The 19,257-nt window shown below is 47.8% G+C and carries 17 protein-coding genes, 2 pseudogenes and 1 other annotated feature; of the genes and pseudogenes, 2 read left to right on the top strand and 17 right to left on the bottom strand.

Going from position 1 to position 19,257, the window contains the following annotated elements; translation table 11 throughout:
• Positions 1-162: 162 nt before the first annotated feature.
• The 7 genes and pseudogenes from BG55_RS19100 to BG55_RS19065 form a co-directional block, all read right to left on the bottom strand.
• Positions 163-555 (bottom strand): CesT family type III secretion system chaperone, encoded by a 393-nt coding sequence (locus tag BG55_RS19100; RefSeq protein WP_152542855.1) that lies wholly within the window; start codon positions 553-555, stop codon positions 163-165.
• 228 nt (positions 556-783) lie between these two features.
• Positions 784-1,098 (bottom strand): BON domain-containing protein, encoded by a 315-nt coding sequence (locus BG55_RS19095; protein WP_034940938.1) that lies wholly within the window; start codon positions 1,096-1,098, stop codon positions 784-786.
• A gap of 155 nt (positions 1,099-1,253) precedes the next feature.
• On the bottom strand, positions 1,254-2,060 hold the full coding sequence (trpA, locus tag BG55_RS19090) for a tryptophan synthase subunit alpha (protein ID WP_034940936.1): 807 nt from the start codon (positions 2,058-2,060) through the stop codon (positions 1,254-1,256).
• A complete protein-coding gene (trpB, locus tag BG55_RS19085) occupies positions 2,060-3,250 on the bottom strand; it encodes a tryptophan synthase subunit beta (RefSeq protein WP_034940934.1) in 1,191 nt (396 codons plus the stop codon). Before trpB ends, trpA begins: the two co-directional genes overlap by 1 nt.
• Positions 3,251-3,292: 42 nt before the next feature.
• Positions 3,293-4,654: a bifunctional indole-3-glycerol-phosphate synthase TrpC/phosphoribosylanthranilate isomerase TrpF gene (gene trpCF, locus BG55_RS19080; protein WP_034940932.1), complete on the bottom strand. Its 1,362-nt coding sequence runs from the start codon at positions 4,652-4,654 to the stop codon at positions 3,293-3,295.
• 2 nt (positions 4,655-4,656) lie between these two features.
• Positions 4,657-6,250: pseudogene (gene trpD, locus BG55_RS23355) on the bottom strand (bifunctional anthranilate synthase glutamate amidotransferase component TrpG/anthranilate phosphoribosyltransferase TrpD).
• Positions 6,250-7,812, bottom strand: a complete 1,563-nt coding sequence (locus BG55_RS19065; RefSeq protein ID WP_034940926.1) for an anthranilate synthase component 1 — start codon at positions 7,810-7,812, stop codon at positions 6,250-6,252. Before BG55_RS19065 ends, trpD begins: the two are co-directional and overlap by 1 nt.
• A gap of 24 nt (positions 7,813-7,836) precedes the next feature.
• Positions 7,837-7,933: a sequence feature (Trp leader region), on the bottom strand.
• 170 nt (positions 7,934-8,103) lie between these two features.
• Here BG55_RS19065 and rnm point away from each other — a divergent pair.
• Positions 8,104-8,967, top strand: a pseudogene (rnm, locus tag BG55_RS19060) (RNase RNM).
• 32 nt (positions 8,968-8,999) lie between these two features.
• On the top strand, positions 9,000-9,620 hold the full coding sequence (locus BG55_RS19055; RefSeq protein WP_034940925.1) for an L-threonylcarbamoyladenylate synthase: 621 nt from the start codon (positions 9,000-9,002) through the stop codon (positions 9,618-9,620).
• A gap of 105 nt (positions 9,621-9,725) precedes the next feature.
• Here BG55_RS19055 and BG55_RS19050 read toward each other — a convergent pair whose 3' ends face one another.
• From BG55_RS19050 to BG55_RS19010, 10 genes are all read right to left on the bottom strand, one after another.
• Positions 9,726-10,877, bottom strand: coding sequence for a glycosyltransferase (locus BG55_RS19050; protein WP_034940923.1), 1,152 nt, complete (start codon positions 10,875-10,877; stop codon positions 9,726-9,728).
• 772 nt (positions 10,878-11,649) lie between these two features.
• Positions 11,650-13,539 (bottom strand): hypothetical protein, encoded by a 1,890-nt coding sequence (locus tag BG55_RS19045; RefSeq protein ID WP_034940922.1) that lies wholly within the window; start codon positions 13,537-13,539, stop codon positions 11,650-11,652.
• Between the two features lie 85 nt (positions 13,540-13,624).
• Positions 13,625-13,816: a hypothetical protein gene (locus BG55_RS19040; RefSeq protein ID WP_034940920.1), complete on the bottom strand. Its 192-nt coding sequence runs from the start codon at positions 13,814-13,816 to the stop codon at positions 13,625-13,627.
• A 141-nt stretch (positions 13,817-13,957) separates the two neighbouring features.
• Complete coding sequence (locus BG55_RS19035) at positions 13,958-14,776, bottom strand: major capsid protein (RefSeq protein WP_034940919.1); 819 nt, start codon at positions 14,774-14,776, stop codon at positions 13,958-13,960.
• Positions 14,777-14,790: 14 nt separating this feature from the next.
• A complete protein-coding gene (locus BG55_RS19030; protein WP_034940917.1) occupies positions 14,791-15,150 on the bottom strand; it encodes a hypothetical protein in 360 nt (119 codons plus the stop codon).
• A gap of 12 nt (positions 15,151-15,162) precedes the next feature.
• On the bottom strand, positions 15,163-15,450 hold the full coding sequence (locus tag BG55_RS19025; protein ID WP_034940916.1) for a hypothetical protein: 288 nt from the start codon (positions 15,448-15,450) through the stop codon (positions 15,163-15,165).
• Between the two features lie 310 nt (positions 15,451-15,760).
• Positions 15,761-16,036, bottom strand: coding sequence for a hypothetical protein (locus BG55_RS19020; protein WP_034940915.1), 276 nt, complete (start codon positions 16,034-16,036; stop codon positions 15,761-15,763).
• Positions 16,037-17,010: 974 nt separating this feature from the next.
• Complete coding sequence (locus BG55_RS19015) at positions 17,011-18,591, bottom strand: hypothetical protein (RefSeq protein ID WP_034940913.1); 1,581 nt, start codon at positions 18,589-18,591, stop codon at positions 17,011-17,013.
• A complete protein-coding gene (locus BG55_RS22915) occupies positions 18,554-18,730 on the bottom strand; it encodes a hypothetical protein (RefSeq protein ID WP_160170878.1) in 177 nt (58 codons plus the stop codon). Before BG55_RS22915 ends, BG55_RS19015 begins: the two co-directional genes overlap by 38 nt.
• A complete protein-coding gene (locus BG55_RS19010) occupies positions 18,727-18,906 on the bottom strand; it encodes a hypothetical protein (protein ID WP_034940912.1) in 180 nt (59 codons plus the stop codon). Before BG55_RS19010 ends, BG55_RS22915 begins: the two co-directional genes overlap by 4 nt.
• Positions 18,907-19,257: the final 351 nt, after the last annotated feature.

Here is a 19,257-nt window from a genome sequence, read left to right as displayed (position 1 = left end):
GGCGGCCCGCAGACGTAATCCGGAGGGTGAGTCCAGCGGAGGTTGCGCCTGTTGTCCGCGTGCGGCATCCATGCGCATCGGCGACGGAGCCTCATTGCTGACGGCAGTTGACCGGGCGATTTTACCGGCCGCATTAATTTCATTTACCACTGATCTTATCCCTCAACTGAATTTTAACCGTTCGGCAGCCTGACGCAGTTCCAGCGCGGTGCTGGAAAAATTAGCCAGCAGGCTTTCAAACTGCGTTTTACTCAAGGTGTTCAGAGCCTGCTCATAGCAGTACACCAGCGTTTTTTCATCAGGATTGATGGTCAACGCGCCGCCCCGTAGCCGCAGCCCGGGAAATGCATAAGTCAGCATCTTGCGCAGCAGCAAATCATCCCGGGGAGTGGCCTGCAACGGAACGATTTCAGCCAGAAAGGTCAGCGACGGGCCGTTTACATATAACGTAAGGGTGATGCCGTCAGGCGAATTCACCGCATGGATACCGGTATTGCTGGTATCGGTGTGATGCAAATCGTCGTAAAGTTTTTGGGACGTAAGAAATCTGGTCATGGCTGTTCCGGTATGAGTGAAATCCAATATCAACGTTCAGGTAACGGGTATTGTGCACCGGCTGAAAATCGCTCTGCGGCATCCTGTGGCAGACCGCCTGCAATATCTGCACTGTGACGTTAAGTGGTTTCGCTCAGGAAAAGGTTCCCGGGATACCGTGTGGGGGGGGGAGCTCAGGGGCAGAATAAAAAAAGGCGCAGGGATGCGCCTTTTTGCAGTAATCGGTTGTTACTTGATTTGCATTTTATTAGTGACCGATGTCACGCCCTTCACGTTACGGGTGAGATAAACGGCGCGATTAGCCATCTGCGGGGAGCTGACAAATCCGCTAAGCTGGACGCGCCCCTTGAAGGTTTCGACATTAATTTCGGTGGATTTCAGCGAGTCATCTTTCAGCAGTTCCGCTTTAACTTTGGTGGTGATAACGGTGTCATCAAGATAACCACCGGTTCCTTCCTGCGTTTTTGTTGGCGCACAGGCGCTGACAGACAGCGCCACCACTGCTGCAACAACCAGACTTGTCAGAATTTTCATTAACTTCATGGTTTTTCTCCCTGCCCATTGAATTGGCCTTCGCCGTGATTACAGATTTGCTCTGTAAAAGAAGCTTAGCCTCGGGGGAAGAATACGCAATATTCAGGCCGTAAAAATGGCTGAAAAAGAGTGCCTTACCTTAAAAGACAAGGCACCCGACCGCATCAGCGGGTGGCGGCTTTCAGACTGCTGACAAATGTCTTCAGCTCGGCCAGTAACACCGGCGGGTTGCCATGATGTTTTTCAATAATTTTCACAATGGCAGAGCCGGAAATGGCTCCGGCTGCGCCTGCCGCGAGGGCCTGTTTCACTTGTTCGGGTTCAGAGATACCGAATCCCTGTACCGGTGGGGCGGCATTGAATTCCCGCAGCCGGTTGACCAGATGTTGCAGCGAATGGCTTTCACCACGTTTTTCCGCGCCGGTGACGCCTGCCCGCGAGAGCAGGTAGGTGTAACCACGGCCATGCGAGGCTATTTCACGCAGCAGATTGTCATCTGCATTAGGCGGGCAGATAAAAATCGGCGCGATATTGTGGCGCATCGCGGCCTGACGAAAGGGCGCTGACTCTTCAACCGGCACATCCGCAACCAGCACCGAATCCACTCCCGCCTGTTCGCAACGGGCATAAAAGTTATCAATCCCGTTGGAAAAAACCAGATTGGCGTACATCAACAGGCCGATGGGGATCTGCGGATATTTCTGACGTACGGCAGCCAGCAGCTCAAAACATTGTGACGGTGTCACGCCTGCGGCAAAGGCCCGCAGGGTGGCGTTCTGAATTGTCGGGCCATCGGCCAGTGGATCAGAGAACGGGATACCCAACTCCAGTGCATCGGCACCCGCCGCAACCAGCGCATCAATAATTTGCAGTGAAAGCTCCGGTGTCGGATCGCCCAGCGTAACGAAAGGCACAAAGGCACCTTCTTTACTGGCGCTGAGCCGTTTAAACATCTGGTCATAACGCTCCATCAGATTTCTCCCTTCGCTTTCAGAATATCGTGGACGGTGAAGATATCTTTGTCGCCCCGTCCGGAAAGGTTCACCACCAGCAGCTGCTCTTTTTCCGGTGCTTCACGCATCATCCGCAATGCGTGGGCCAGCGCATGGGAGGACTCCAGCGCCGGAATAATCCCTTCGCTACGACAAAGGAGCTTGAATGCATCCAGCGCTTCATCATCGGTAACCGAAACATAGTCGGCACGGCCGGTGCTGTTGAGATAAGCGTGTTGTGGTCCGACAGACGGGAAATCCAGCCCGGCAGAAATCGAATAAGATTCCTCAATCTGTCCGTCCTCAGTCTGCATCATGGGGGCTTTCATACCAAAGTAGATACCCACCCGACCATGTTTCAGTGGTGCACCATGTTCGCCGGTTTCGATACCGTGTCCGGCAGGCTCAACGCCGATCAGGCCAACCGCAGGCTCATCGATAAAGTCTGCAAACATGCCGATAGCATTGGAGCCACCACCGACACAGGCGATCACCGCGTCCGGAAGACGTCCCTCTTTTTCCTGTATCTGTGCTTTGGTTTCTTCACCAATCATTCGCTGAAACTCACGGACGATGGTTGGAAACGGATGGGGGCCGGCCGCTGTTCCCAGCATATAGTGCGCGGTTTCATAACTGCCGGACCAGTCGCGCAGCGCCTCATTACAGGCATCTTTCAGCGTTGAGGAGCCGCTGTGTACCGGGATGACTTCAGCGCCCATCAGTTTCATTCTGAACACGTTGGGAGACTGGCGTTCAATATCTTTCGCGCCCATATAAATGCGGCACTTAAGCCCCAGCAGGGCACTGGCGAGCGCCGAAGCCACGCCATGCTGACCGGCACCCGTCTCCGCGATGATTTCGTTTTTCCCCATCCGCTTAGCCAGCAAAGCCTGTCCCAGCACCTGGTTGGTTTTATGCGCGCCACCGTGCAGCAGATCTTCACGTTTCAGATACAGACGGGTTCTGGTGCCTCTGGTCAGATTCTGACACAGGGTGAGCGCGGTGGGGCGACCAGCGTAGTTTTTCAGCAGGTCGTTAAATTCGGCCTGAAACTCCGGGTCGCGCTGGGCGCTGACGAAAGCCTCTTCCAGCTGACGCAGGGCGGGCATCAGGATTTGTGGCACATACATGCCACCAAATTCACCAAAATAGGGATTGAGTAAGGTCATATCGCTTCTCTTTTCACTAAGCAGAGCAGCCGCTCTGAAAGGTCAGTACGCCTTCAGCGTTTGAAAAACTGAGGCAATTTTCATGGGATCTTTGATTCCTGGCGCGCTTTCCACGCCGGAATTGAAATCCAGACCAGCACAACCGAGTTGAGCCGCCTCAACGCAGTTATCTGCACCCAGACCTCCGGCCAGCAGGACATTCTCCAGCGATTGTCCCTGCAACAGGCTCCAGTCAAAACGCCTGCCGCTGCCACCCTGACCATTGTCGAAAACATAGCGGTCCACGTCCTGCCAGTCGCGGGTGGGCAGCGTATCGCCGATGCTGAAAGCTTTCCAGATCTGGATTTCCGCTGGCAGCTGGCTGCGTAACAGCGTCACCCATTGCTGGTCTTCATCTCCGTGCAGCTGCACCGCACTGAGTTGCAGGGCAGTGGCAGTAGTGACAACGTCACTCATGGCGTTATTACGGAACACGCCAACATACTTTAATGCGGCACCGGCCATCACCTCTGTGGCTTTATCCTGAGTGATCTGGCGCGGAGAACCTTCGGCAAAAATCAGACCACCATAGATGGCACCCGATTCAAATGCGCTACGGGCATCTTCCGCACGGGTCAGTCCACATACTTTGTTGTCACCGATGATTACCCCGCGAACAGCCGCAGTGAGATCGTCTTCCGCCATCAGTGCAGAACCAATCAGAAAACCGTTGGCAAAATGGCTCAGCTCACGCACCTGCGCGTAGCTGTTGATGCCGGATTCGCTGATGACAGTGACCCCGTGCGCTACTTTCGGTGCCAGCTGGCGGGTTCGGTTCAGATCGATTGACAGATCGCGCAGGTCGCGATTGTTAATCCCAACGACTTTCGCTCCCAGCGCTGTGGCGCGCGCCAGCTCGTCATCGCTGATGACTTCAGTCAGCACACCCACATTGAGGCTGTGCGCGACCGCAGAAAGCTGGCGATACTGCTCATCCGTCACCACTGAAAGCATCAGCAGGATGGCATCAGCCTGGTGGTAGCGCGCCAGGTAGATCTGGTACGGATCGATAATAAAGTCTTTACACAGCACTGGCTGAGTGATGGCCGCGCTGACCACCGGCAGAAAATCGAAGCTTCCCTGAAAATATTTTTCATCGGTCAGCACGGAAACAGCCGACGCATAGTGCCGGTAAACACCGGCGATGACTGCCGGATCGAAATCCTCGCGGATTAACCCTTTCGAGGGTGACGCCTTTTTGCACTCCAGGATAAAGACGGTACGGGCACCGCGCAACGCATCATAAAAACTGCGGGTGGACGGTGTAATCTCGTTCTGAAAGGTCGCCAGCGGCTGTTGCTGCTGTCTTTCTGCCAGCCAGACGGCTTTATCCTGAACAATTTGAGTCAGTACGGTTTCCTGCATGATTATCCTCTTGCTGCCAGTGCGACAACACGTTGCCAGGCGTCGCCGCCACGAATGGCATCCAGCGCCCGTTGGGCATTTTGCCGCAGATCTTCGTTGCCGAAAATTTTCAGCAACAGCGCCACATTGGCGGCGACGGCTTCTTCGTGTGCGCGATCGCCTTTACCCTGGAGCAATCGTGCCAGAATGTCACGGTTTTCTTCTGGCGTACCGCCCTCCAGCGCCTGCTGCGGATAGCTGTGCAGGCCAAAATCTTCTGGCGTCAACGGATAGCTGGTGATCTCACCGTCGCGCAGTTCTGCCACATGAGTGGCACTGTGCAACGCCACCTCATCCATACCGCCGCCGTGAACCACCGCCGCACGCTGGTAGCCCAGGATCTTCAGCGTCTGCGCCACAGGCAATACCAGTTCCGGACTGTAGACGCCAATCACCGCCAGCGGCGGACGGGCAGGGTTAATCAGTGGTCCCAGCACATTAAACAGCGTGCGGGTTTTCAGTGCTTTACGCACCGACATGGCATGACGAAAACCGGTGTGATACTGCGGAGCGAACAGGAAGCAGACGTTGAGATCGTCCAGCGCCTGACGTGCCTGCTCTGCGGGTAAATCCAGGCGGATGCCAAAGGCCGCCAGCAGGTCGGATGAACCCGATTTGCTGGAGACGCTGCGGTTACCGTGTTTTGCCACTTTCAGCCCACAGCTTGCCGCAACAAAGGCACTGGCCGTCGAGATATTAATGCTGTTGCTGCCGTCACCACCCGTACCGACGATATCCGCAAAGCTGTAATCGGGGCGGGGAAACGGTTGAGCATCGGCCAGCAGGGCGGTGGCGGCACCGGCAATTTCTTCCGGATGCTCACCGCGTACCTTCATGGCGATCAGTGCGGCTGCCAGCTGGGTTGGCTCCAGCTGCCCGGTAACGATGGCGGAAAAAAGTTGCTGACTTTCATTACGGGCCAGGGTTTGTCCCTGGTAAAGTTTTTCAAGAATGCTGTTCATCGTTATCTCCTTATTATCCCGCCAGCGCCCAGGCCAGCGTCTGTTCCAGCAGGCGAGCGCCGTGGGTAGTGAGGATCGATTCCGGGTGAAACTGGAATCCACAGACACGATCGGCATCATGACGAACGGCCATAACCATGCCGTTAAAGGTGGCGTTCACCGTCAGCCCGGCAGGAACTTTACTGCCAACCAGCGAGTGATAGCGTGCCACCGGCAACGGATTGCTCAGCCCGGCGAACATGCCTTCACCGTCATGTTCAATGGCAGAGGCTTTACCGTGCAGGATTTCCCCTGCCTGGCCGACATAGCCGCCGTAAGCTTCCACAATCGCCTGATGGCCGAGGCAGATACCAATAATCGGCAGACGTCCGCGCAGGCGGGCCAGCAGTTCAGGCATACAGCCTGCTTCAGAGGGCGCACCCGGTCCGGGAGACAGCATCAGCACCGGGTTTTCCATCGCCTGAAGGCGTTCAGTCAGTACCTCCGCCGGGACATTGTTACGGTATATCACCACGTTGTGGCCCGAGGCGCGTAACTGGTCGACGAGGTTCCAGGTAAACGAATCGATGTTGTCGAGCAGCAGAATATCCGCCATCAGAAAATCTCCTTACAATGATGAGCCGTGGCAATCGCGCGCAGCACTGCCCTGGCTTTATTACGGCTTTCATCCGCTTCCGCCTGGGGCACAGAATCCAGAACCACACCGGCACCCGCCTGAACGGTGGCAATGCCGTCTTCAACATAAGCCGAACGGATAACGATGCAGGTGTCGAGATCGCCGCTGGCGGTGAAGTAGCCGACGGCACCGCCGTAGCTGCCGCGTCGGCTGCCTTCTGCGGCGGCAATCAGCTGCATGGCGCGAACCTTCGGTGCACCGCTGAGCGTCCCCATATTCATGCAGGCGCGGTAGGCATGGAGCACGTCGAGATCGTCGCGCAGCTGGCCTACCACCCGGGACACCAGATGCATAACAAAAGAATAACGGTCAACTTTAGTCAGATCCGCTACGTATCGGGTGCCTGGTTTACAGATGCGTGCCAGATCATTACGGGCCAGGTCAACCAGCATCAGATGTTCTGCCAGCTCTTTATGATCCGTTCGCATTTCCAGTTCAATACGGCTGTCGAGATCGTGGTCCAGAGAGCCATCGGCATGGCGTCCGCGCGGACGAGTACCGGCAATCGGGTAGATCTCAATTTGCCGTGAGGTGGCATCGTATTTCAGTGAGCTTTCTGGTGAAGCGCCAAACAGGCTGAAATCCTGATCCTGCATAAAGAACATGTACGGACTGGGATTAGCGTTTTTCAGCGTCTCGTAGGCGGCCAGAGGAGAGGGACAGGGCAGCGAGAAGCGACGAGACGGCACAACCTGAAAAATTTCTCCGGCGCGGATCTGTTGCTGCAACTGAGAGACGATGTTGCAGTACTCTTCATCTCTCTGGTTGCACGCCAGGGTCATGGTTTCAACCTGCTGAACCGGCAGGGAATGTGCGGGTTGCAGCATCTGGGTATGCAGTTGTTCAATACGACTTTGCAGGCGTAAAAACTCCGCAGGTGCTGAGGTAAACAGGCTGGCCTGTAAGCGTGCGGTCCGGGTTTGATGATCGATAACCAGCAGCGTTTCTGCCAGATAGAAGCAATAGTCCGGGCAGTTCTGCTGATTATCCAGCGCGGGGAGATTTTCGAAGCCAGCCACCAGATCGTAAGCAAACAGGCCGCCCAACAGCATCGCCTCCCGCTCGTCTTCCGGGCAACTGAAAAGCTGAGGGATCAGGCGCAGAGCATCAAACACCGAGGTCGACTTAAGCCGTGAATCCTCATCCTGCACTTCGCTGTCTGCCGGAAACGTCAGCTCAAGGCTGTCAGGTCTTAAGCTGATGGTCACCGCTGACGGCAGCGCGGCGGTCAGCTGCGTCAGTACGGCACGGCCGTTTTCTGACAGAGCCTGTACGGTAACCTGGTTGCCTAATGCTTTAATTCGCAGCGCGCTGTCGACAATCAGCAGGCTTTTGAGATTACGTTTGCTGTCTATATCGGCTGACTCCAGCAGCAGTGTAGCCGGACGTGCAGCACACAGCTGATGAAAAACAGCGGCCGGATCGGCGCGGTAAGGCGCATTACCGGTGATCAGTTTCATTACAGGTTTGGCATTTTGCATCAGGACACTCTCTGAAATTTGCTAAAAAAAAAGCCCGCTGGTGCGGGCCGGGTATCTGCATTTCGCTGGTTGCGTGCATCCATCCTTCGCCCGTTCAGGGAAAAGTGCGCCACCAGCCTGTCATCGTTGTATTGGTGATTGTCATGATCCAGATACCCCTGCGTGTGAACTTGCGTACTAGTTAACTGGTTCAGGGAAAAAAAGTCAATACTCTTTTTCCCCCGTCATTAAATCTGCGTATCATGCGCGGCTGTGCAATCCACTTAATCCGGAGTCGTTGTGAGCGATGTAATGACCGATAATCCCTGGCCTGTATACGATCTCCACAGCCATACAAAGGCTTCTGACGGATTACTCTCGCCGCAGGAGCTGGTGCTGAGAGCCGTTGAGCATCGTGTTGGGGTGCTGGCGATCACCGATCATGACACCATTGCCGGTATTCAACCAGCGCGCGAGGCTGTTGCCCACCATCAACTCCCGCTAAAGCTGATAGCTGGCGTGGAAATCTCTTCTCTGTGGGAAAATCATGAGATTCATATTGTCGGGCTGGGTATTGATGAGTGCCACCCGGCGATGACGGTATTTCTGCATGAGTAGAGTGAACGACGTCTGTCCCGTGCAACGCTGATGGCGGAACGTCTTGAGAAAGCTCACATTCCCGGTGCGCTGGAGGGGGCACTGGCGCTGGCAGAGGGCGGGGCGGTAACCCGCGGTCACTTCGACCGTTTTCTGATTGCGCAGGGTCAGGCGGAGAATATGGCGCAGGTTTTCAGAAAATATCTTGCCAGAGGGAAAACCGGCTACGTGCCACCCCAGTGGTGTACAATTAAACAAGCTGTTGATGCGATTCATCATTCTGGCGGCTGCGCCGTCCTGGCGCATCCGGGGCGGTACGGATTGTCGGCCAAATGGTTAAAGCGTCTGCTGACCTGCTTCTGTGAAGCCGGAGGCGATGCGATGGAAGTGGCGCAGTGCCAGCAGCCCCCCCAGGAACGAAGCCAGCTGGCGCGCTACGCCCAGGACTTCCAGCTGGCTGCGTCACAGGGTTCTGATTTCCATCAACCCTGTGCGTGGATAGAGCTGGGAAAAAAATTATGGTTGCCGGGCGGTGTTGAGGCCGTCTGGCAGCGTTTTCCCGACATCGCGAAACGTTGAACCGTCGGTGATGCGGCAGACAAGAGGTTTTTATGAGTCAGTTTTTTTATGTTCACCCGGAAAATCCCCAGCCTCGCCTGATTAAACAGGCGGTGGAACTGCTGACTAAAGGCGCAGTGATTGTCTATCCGACCGACTCCGGTTATGCGCTTGGCTGTCGGCTGGAAGATAAAAATGCCATGGAGCGCATCTGCCGCATCAGGCAGTTGGATGGCGACCACAACTTTACGTTGATGTGTCGCGATCTCTCGGAACTCTCTACCTATGCTCACGTCGATAACAGTGCCTTCCGGCTGATCAAAAATAATACGCCCGGGAATTACACGTTTATTCTGAAAGCAACCAAAGAAGTGCCCCGGCGGCTGATGAGTGAGAAGCGAAAAACCATTGGCCTGCGCGTACCTTCAAACCAGATCGCGCTGGCGTTGCTTGAAGCACTGAATGAACCGCTGATGTCGACCTCCCTGATGCTACCCGGCAATGATTTCACCGAATCCGATCCGGAGGCCATTCAGGACAGTACAGGTAAGCTGGTAGACCTGATTATTCATGGTGGCTATCTGGGCCAGCAGCCGACTACGGTGATTGATCTTACTGAAGACGCGCCAGTTGTAGTCAGGGAAGGTGTCGGAGATGTTCAGCCTTTTCTGTGATAACGCAGAAGGGAAACAACCAGCCATAAGGCGTGCTGTTCCTTATGGCTGACGGATTTTAATGTAAAACTGCCGCCGGTTGTGGCGCTGAACCATCAGGGGCAGTTATCGGGCAGATGAATAGATATTATTCAGTTGCTGTTTGAATCTGGTTGGATCGTGTTCATCTTTTATCCTTTCCAGCGAACGGGCAGATTTCGCGCTGATGTCATCACGGTTATGCAGGGCGGAAAGAACATGCGCCTTGAGCTGCCCGACGATGGATTTCCTTAACTTTTCTTTAGCGCTCGCACTGTTCACATCAAATTCATACATATCGTTCAGTGGGCAGTTAATCAGCCATCCAGCGGCGTCCGGATTTATTTCTGGTAGCGCGCGCAGATTGGTGGTGATAACCGGACAACCGCTGGCCTGCATTTCAAGCACTGAAAAGCCATAGGTGTCCTGCCAGGTGGGTAATAACCCGACATCACTCTCAGCCAGCAACGTCATCACTTGCGCATTAGGCAGGCTGCTGTGGTGTCTGAAAAAAGGGTATTTTGCCAGCTGACTTTCAATATGGCGGTGAAAATCTGCTGTGTCCTGCCAGCCACGATGGGCAATGTTGTGTTTGCGGGATAAATCACCAATCAGATTTACCTGTACGTCATCGCTGTTAATTAATCCCTCATCTGCCAGCGCCGAGAATGCCAGAACCACTTCCGCTCCGCCCTTACGATAAAACTCATTGCCCACAAAAGTGAAATTCACCTTGCCGCTCTGCACCTGGCGTGCATTGCCGGCCAGTACCGGTTGTGGCGGGTGTAACACACATAATTTCTCGCTGATTACTTTTTGCCAGGCCGGAAAAGCCTGTAACAGTTTGTTCTGAATCTGAAGGGTGGACTCTGAGATGGCAATCAAACGGATGCAGGATTTATCGGCAGCCAGCCCGAGAAGGTGATGCAGTTCAGGATTCTCTGTCTTAGCCACACCCGCGACAGGCAGTACTCTGGGGATTTCTGTCTCAAAAGTAGCCACCCATGGATGCGAGGTGCGGGCAACCTCATTAAAAAGATGAATAACCTGAGTACCAGCAGGCAGGGTGCCCGGTAAGCACTGGAACAAAAAGGTTTTGTTTTTCTTGAGAAATTTACTGCGTATCACATTGATATAAGAATAGATGTTTTTCTTTTTGCAATTAACGTAGTCATTTTGCGGATCAACAATAATGTTTCTCTGCTCCGGATATCCTGTGCCACTAATCGCAATCTTCATAAATTTCCGACACTCTGTTGTTTCAGGGAGGATTCAGGTTGATGAGCTGAAACCATTCATTAGCTATGTTAAACGGTTTACACGAAATCTAACCGATTGATAATAGGATTATTCCTTAGCTGCAATTTCACCCTGAAGTCACACAGTTGAATTAAGTCATTTTCCCGAATCGAAAATATTCAAACCAATAAAATTTAAAACCAGGATGGTAGTGTCAGATATATCTGCTTATGGCGAGATGAAACAATAAGACCTGAACGAAAGTGTTTGGGGTATTAAGCTGATAGTTGCCCTTTTATCAGCGAAAAATTGTGTAATACCATTACTTCACGGTCGGGAGTTGAATGGTCCGCCGGGTAATCTTCTTTCATGAAGATGGCCAGTCTTTTCATCAGACAGGGCGCGAAAGGTACGTTGTCCGGGCGGCAACAAAGAAGGTTACACTGTGGTGAAATGTCTGTATAATGTTACGCAAATTTAAGTAATTGAAAATAAAAGAAATTTACATCCAACATGACGCCTGGGAAGGCGGTCAATAAAAATAAAAAATTTAATAAATTCAATAACTTGAAATAACAAGTTCAGCAGTGTATCTCCTTGTGTATCCCACCTTTTATGAACCCCGTGTGTACCTGTTTTTGGTACACGCTATACGAACACCTGAAGCGTTTTGGAATCTCTGAAATTTGCCATAAGGGTAAGTGATGATGAGGGGCCTAATAATAACAAAAAGTAAGAATAGACAAACGCTCTGCCTAAACTTACATATTTATCAATTATATGAATTAGATTGGTTCAAATCGAAGGTTGCAGCATCCCAGGAGTTGGTAATCCTGCTGTCCATTTCTGCGTTAAAGAGAGAGGTTAATTCACCTGCATTGACGTTGACATTGACATTTCCAGCCATCGACAATTGAAGGTTTGGAAGTTGCATAGCAAAGGGATTCCCCTGTGTGGCCTGGGACATCCAATCAGATTTGATATTGGTGAACATATTATTCTGATTACCATCTCTGTTCTGCTGAACCGCATCATTCCAACCTTGAGCACCTGCTGTACTGGTGCTACTCCAGCGTTCAACTAACCAACTGACAACCGGGTCATTTTGCTTAGAGGCCCATTTTTGGTTGGCCTGCGCATCACTGTATGCTTGCCTGTTGTAGCTCTGTGTGCCGGGTATATGTCTAAGCAAACTCAAGATATTCGCTGTTAACTCACCAAATTCATGCCCCAGCGTTTTTACAATGGGGCGAAGCTCTAACAAGTCATCAGTTAGCTTGCCAGCGGTTAAACCTGCATCTGACAACCCTTTTGCAAAAGATGCAGAGAAATTATCACTCAGGTTTTCACTAACCATTCTTGTTTTCGTAGACAATTCTGAAAGAGATTCAATATATTTCTGCTGTTGGTCAGTCAGGGCCAGTCCGCTACGTGCAATCTCATTCAGATTCTTTGTGACATTTTCAGCCTCTGGTCCTATGGATTTAGTTACATAAGAAAGGTCATCAACGGATTCAGATAAAGCTGTGAATTCTGTATCTGTTAGTTTTGCTTGTTTTTTAAGATTTTCCAGAATCAAAGCAAACTCTACAGGCCCTTTGGCATTTCTTAATGTCTGAACGGCTTCGTCTCGACCATAACCACCTCTTGTAGTCATAATATTTAGCCAATCTGAAAGTTCACCACCACCAGAGAAATTCCAGGTTCCGTCTTTTTTGTTTTGCTTCCATTGGCCTTGTGATAGCTGTCCAACTTTATCCTGTACGTCTTTAGATATATTTGAAAGCTTGTCTGCTGAGAAATTCTGGCCTGTCTGTTGAAAGATGGCCTGCTGGAGTGCTTGCCCTTCAAGGGGGTCTAGGCCCATACTCTTTTGCATGCGCCTCCCAGCCTGGCGGTCAATGCTATCGCTGAGATTACTTCTCGTTGTATGAATCGCGCCATAGGTAGCTCCGGCGAGACTTAATGCAGGTACAAATCCTCCAAAGGCTGCTCCAGAAGTTAGCCAGTTGCTATTTCCCTTTTTAGTTGGTCTGCCATCACGTTTAGCCATCTTGCGGGCTTCACGAGCTGTAGCGGAGGTAAGCACTTTTACTTGACGTAGGCCCTCGCGCATCTCGCCGATCTCTAAATTTCCACGCTTGTACTCATCAGCTAATTTCCGAGCCTGTTGGATAGCCTCATAACGTTTACCTATATCCAGACCTTGCAATCTGTTGATATCAAATGCTGTCTTTCTCAAGCCCATAATTCCGTTGATATCCCGGTCTAAAGCATCTTTTCTCTGCTTAGCTGCTGCTTTCTGTTGTCTTTCCTGCTGACGCATCCGCTCAGAAACACTTTTTTGTGCAAGATTATTCATCTGAGCGGTCTGACGGGCTACTTTTGCCGGGTCATACATAGCAGCAGTGCCAACCATCCCAGTTCCTTTTCCTTTTCTTTCCTGCTGTTGATGAAACTGAATGACCCTTTTTGTCTGCGCAATTTGTGCATTTGCAGCATCTTTTGCAGCTTTGATTTCAGCTTTGGCACTATCCACGCTTTGTTTAGCTGAAAGGTTTTTTAATGCCTGTAGTTCTTTTCTTACGCGGCGTAATGAAGCTCTATCAGAATCATAAACAACCTTGTTAATAATCCTGGCACCCGTTATATTTGTAGACACAATTAACTCCTTAAATTTTTTATAATAAAAAACCCCATCCCCGGTTAAAGGGACAGGGGTTATCTTGATAACTTTATCAGTTTATTTATTCTTCTGACTCAGATGTGCTCAGCGCTAAAAGCGGATGCCAGCCCCGATTAATACGTGACTTAACTCTTTCGTAAGGCAAGTCAAGCAGTCTGCACATTCCGGCGATATTGAGTACAGAAGACAATTGATCTTCTCTCACGTTAAAATCAACGACCTGGCCATTATCTTTCTTGAATAATATTTTCATATTCTAATCCTTATTCAATAAATTGTTTTAATAGAGGGAATAATAAATGAAAGGGTATGTAATGATACCCTGCATTCACTAATCCAAAGTAAACCGCCATTTCAATGACGAAGAGAAACAGCAGGATACTAAAACGCTTCATTAAATTTTGACGCTGACCTTAAGGATCGAACTGGTCACATTATTCACTGGGAGAATAGAGGCCTCAAAATAAATATCGGTCTCTCCCAAATCCTTTTCAATCATATAACTGAAATACTCTGCGGCAACACCTGTACGAGCCAGTTTAGTGTTTGTACTTGCGGGAGTGTAAATATGATTGTAGGCGTTTGTTCCTGCACGGAAGATAGGCACCAGAATCAGCTCATCAGCGCCGATATATTGCGTGAGCAAGGGGTCAGCTACACTTACAACATCCAGACTCAGGCCCGGCACGGTCATTGTTTGCACGTTTGGCAGCAATTCCCTGCGTTTAGTAATGATATTTTCGACATCCAATGGTGAGACATACTGGAAAGCACTTTTCATACTGGGATGGAATCGAAGCTTGTTATACACATTCCGACCAGCAAAGACTATTACACGGGTCATATTGCTATACAAACCTTCTGCACTATCTGCGACTTGGTCATACTCATCACGGCCTGGACGACGATTGCCACGCTGGAAATCTGCGGCACTAACCTGATCTGAACGCAGGAAATAAGGACATTCAATCAAGAAGTTAGTTGCATCGCCACGGGCTGTTGAGTTGTGCTCAAAGCTGTAACGTTTCTTAGGATCGTTAAGCAGTGACTTATTGCTCTCAACGATACGGTCAAAACTAATCTTAATGGTTTCTGAGCCAACAGATTCAAAAATATTAAGAGCCTGTAAAAGGTAATTCTGCTGGGAAGTAACGGTAAAGGCCGGGGTCAAATCAACCAAACCGAAAGCACTATAATCAATTAAAGTTGCCATTATTATTATCCTTATTAAGTTGTTTGGAAATCGGGTGCGTCCGAGAAACGAACTGCTGGGTTCTGCAACAGCAGCAGCACAGCTTTATCTACACCTGCCTTATCAGCGGCTTGGAGAGCAAACTTCTTATACCAAATGTTAGTTCCACCAACGAGAACGGAGACTTGCTCAGATGAAGCCTTTACATATTCCAGTACAACAAATGCCTGATTTGAATCGCCTGTTACAAGCGCACCAGATTCATCAATAACAGAGCCTGGGACCACATCTTGTGCAAGGGCGGTCTTGAGAACCTTACGACTAAAGGGGATAATTTCGTGAGATACCACATCTGTAATGTTGTATGGGTTATTTTTAACACCAACAAGTGCCATATTTTGAACTCCTTATTTTTTGATTTTATTTGCAAGGCGTTCCGCAAGAGTTTCTTGCTTTTCTGGTGCCTTTTTTGTCATTTGATCAGCAATAGCTGAAATGCGTTTAAATATTTCTTCTTGATTTGTTTTATCTGCTGTTTTGTTCACTGTGGGCTTTTCAGGTTCAGCCTCTACTACTTCAACTGCATTTTTTTTAGCAATCTTGAATAGCTCATTTGCGATCTCAATGTCGCTTACAAGCAATGTAACAGCGACCCTACCGTCCGGTAGCATCTGTTTGAAAATCGGTTCTTTCATTATTTTTATCTTCCATAAAAAGAAAGCCCCACCTGTCAGGGAAGGGCTTTAAGCTAACTTAAATAAAACAAAGGAGTTTAAATTCACTTTGGAAATAATAAGGAAGGTGCCTATGCGTTAATCAGACGCTTTTTGAGGGAAGGTAAAAGGCGTTACCTTTATTGGTATATAATGACCAAAACAAGATATTAATCAGGGAAATATGGAATGCCAATAACATATTTAAATAATCAATGTCTATAATTTTATTATATCAGAGATTAATTATACTTGCAACTAAAAGGTTGCATTTTTCAATATAAATTTATATTTATTTTAATTTAAGGTGCTGAAGGCAATTTTCTATTGAGGCGATGCAAGTTGAGATGTTTGTCCAATCAATAAATAGATTTGGATGTTCCATCGCTAATATTTTCATTTCTTCTTTATTTGTTTTTTCGTTAAAAGCCAGTAATTTTTCTTTTACGAAGTTGTAATTTTGGAGATATGTATCCTGCGTTTTATACGCTCCCTCGATTAGATTGAGTGTCAAATCAGAAACCTGATTATAAAAATTTTCGAATTCATTCTTAATGTTATTTTCCATTTTTTATCCTGTTAATCTCTTAAAAATCTGTCGGTCACATAACTATATGAACTGGTGGATGGATTGAGTTCTTGTTGTAGCTCATGAATCGCTCTCAGATGCACCCTGGCGCTCTTAAATTGTTCGAGCAATATCTCTACCTCACACCACAGAGAACTCTTGTCAGAATGGCTCAGAGAGGGGCTATCGAGGGCTTCTTTTGTGACTTCCTGTAGAATATTTATTAAATCAGTGATAGAGGATAAAACAGCATCCCCATACTTAAAAATATTTCTTCTGCAATGGACGGCAAGGTCATTTCGAATATCAAAAATTACCCCTCGGTAATATTAAAGGTCTTTATTATTCATTATTCTTCCCCATAGTTATTTTGATTAAATAAACTATCCAGTTCTCCAGCGGAGTAATTACTGTTATCTAACCTTTGGTAATGAAGCCACCCGGCGTAATGATCTTTGTCTTGAAAAATCATTTCCCATTTATCTCCCCCTGAGATTACTGTTTTTTGAACCGGGCGTGGGTTATATCTAACCCCGGAACAGCTTTGCAAGATATCTTTGAGATTTATAATCTCTTCAGTACTTAGTTTAGGGGATGGGGTGTAAATCTTTTCAATAATCAGCGGGGATTTGTTTGTTTTCTTTCTTGCTGAATGCGCTGGGTTTTTATAAAGTGCATTTGTATTATAATTTGATTTTGAAACGTAAATATTACCTCCAATATTTGATTGTTTAAAGTTAACTTTGTTTTACTTTGACTATCTATTAAATCTTACATACTTCCTTAGTTTTGATACAAGTTCAGGTGATATGCCTAAATCTAATGCAATTTTTTCATTTGAAAGATTTATGTTAGATTTTATGTAGCCAATTAACGATTTATCTTCTTTTTCTTGCAATATTTCTCCTTTGGAAATGTAAGTTTAAAATCAGCATAGATAGCTAATAGCAAAATCAGCATAGTTAGATATGTCATTAAGCTGCCTCTTTGCTGCATTTTGCACTATAACGTTTTACCTGTGGAAGAGATAGACCTAAAGTTTGGGAAATCTCTTTAATTCTTTTTCCTTGTAATCTCAACTCCTGTACCTTTTGATATTGAATATTACCCTTGTTTTCTTTAACTGGGGTTTTTATCCCTGTATGGGTGAGGGTGCAGTTGTAAAAGTATTTATTTTTCAGGTATTCAGCAGTGGACTTATCGGGAACCAGAAAGGATACTTTTTCCTTATTAGCACGATTTCGAATAACAGTCCTCGAAATAACTTGTAAACACCGTTCAGTATTTTGCTGTACAGACCATTTATCGTAAAGCGTTTGGAAATCCCAGTCCATCACCTCACAATATTCTTTTAGTCTGATGAGACTGAAAGGGTCCATATTCACAGATGCCAGGTAAGCGCATTTTGCATATCCTTGGTATGCAGCATCAACATTCGATACAATCCCCGCTAACTGCTCTCGTGTCAAACGATTCACAGAATGACCAGCGTAATAATTTAATCCATATGAGGCCATAGATACCCGTTGACCAAGTTCTGAAAATTCACTATCTGCAAGAGAGGTAAAATCAATGTTCAGCGCCGAAGTGGATTTATCGTTATTTGTGGTATATAAAAAGTTTTCTCTATAGTTTCTTTTAACCCATTGCAATGCTTCAAGATAAACAGAAGACAACTTAGTCATACTCGCCTTTTCTTGTAATACGTAGTGAATCGTTATATTTTCGGTATTGGTAAATTTTGCACGTGAGATATCAGGCTGAAATTTATCGTCAGCTTTCAGAACCGGATACTTCAGGTGTTCTTTAGCCCTATATAAAAATTCTGAATCACTTGCTCCACACCCCAATAACGTGAAGGATACGCACCACTGTGAAGCCAGCAGGATAGGGTTAGCAGAGTAACTTGTGAGCCAGAATCCGGAGTCATCAGTAGATTTAGTCATTGCACTACTATTCAGAAGACACCAAACAATATCTTTCATCTGATTAGAATGGGCGTGGCCTTCTTCCCAATACTTTTTCAGTTCATCAAAATATTCAGGGTTAAGAAAAAATCCGCCTTTTGAATCTACAGATAACCACTTCATAAAATGAAAGTTGTTTTCTAACTCACCGATTTCGCTGTGCCGGACTCTGATTTGCTGTCCAAATGAACCTGCTGGCACCTCGTCGATAAATACCTGAACATTATTAAATGCTGTCTGCATCGACCCATCAAATACAGACGCCTGAGCATAAAGTGATAGGCCATCGTGCGTACAAAGGATTACTTTCTCCGTCGAATCAGGGGCAAGTGCTGCTTTCAGGTCTCTTACAACTGAATTAGACCCCTCAGATGAAAGTACAGTTCTTTTGGAAATGCCTTTAAGTTCGTCTCTGGTTTGTCTGATCAAATCGGCTGTAGGCAATGCTACAAGAATTCTGTTATTACCGTGATACGATTTGATATGCTGGAGAAGTTTTACTGATTTTCCACTTGAAGGAATCGCATCAACGAAATGAACTGGCTTTACATCAGGCGATGGTGCGACTTTTAGTTGTTCCTTTTTCATTAATTTCCTCATCTTTTAGGATATTGCCTTTCAGGTAATCGGTGATAATTTTGCACATCAGGGCAGCAGCACCCATACCTTCTAATCGTGATTTCTTCATCAATAAATCGAATACATCAGGAGTTAATCGAATATTCATTTCTTTGTTTCCTCATACTGTTTAATCATCTCTAACACTTCCCAGTAGAAATCTGCACGTTTCCGTTTAAGCCTGAGATTATCATAATAGGATGTCTGGATTCTTTGCTTAGTTAACTTGCCCTCTTTAAAGAGGTTAAAGACTTGTTCCGGCAGGTCGTATTTTGGCCAGGCCATTTGCTCTCCTTTTTTATTGGGATAGAAAAATGCCACGCTGGAAGACTTTATTAGCCTCAGCACGACAGTGTTTTTGTATTTGGGAATTAGAATAACTCAGGAATGGAAATAACTATCTATTAAATCTTTATTACCCTATTTCTATAATACTACGATTTATTACATTTTGTCAAAAATTTTTAATTGATTTATTGTAATTTACTAATGTATATCTGTTTATTTATGATATCTTAGGTTTTATCGTAAGTGGTTTATAATCTCAGAGGTCTACAGTAGGTGGGATGTCTACTCGCAGGCTAAGTGAAAAAAGTATCGTTTTTACATATAAGACCCTTATATGGGAAAGTGATA

Source organism: Erwinia mallotivora (assembly GCF_000590885.1).
Taxonomy (GTDB): Bacteria; Pseudomonadota; Gammaproteobacteria; order Enterobacterales; family Enterobacteriaceae; genus Erwinia; species Erwinia mallotivora.
This window is presented reverse-complemented; position numbering and strand designations above follow the sequence as displayed.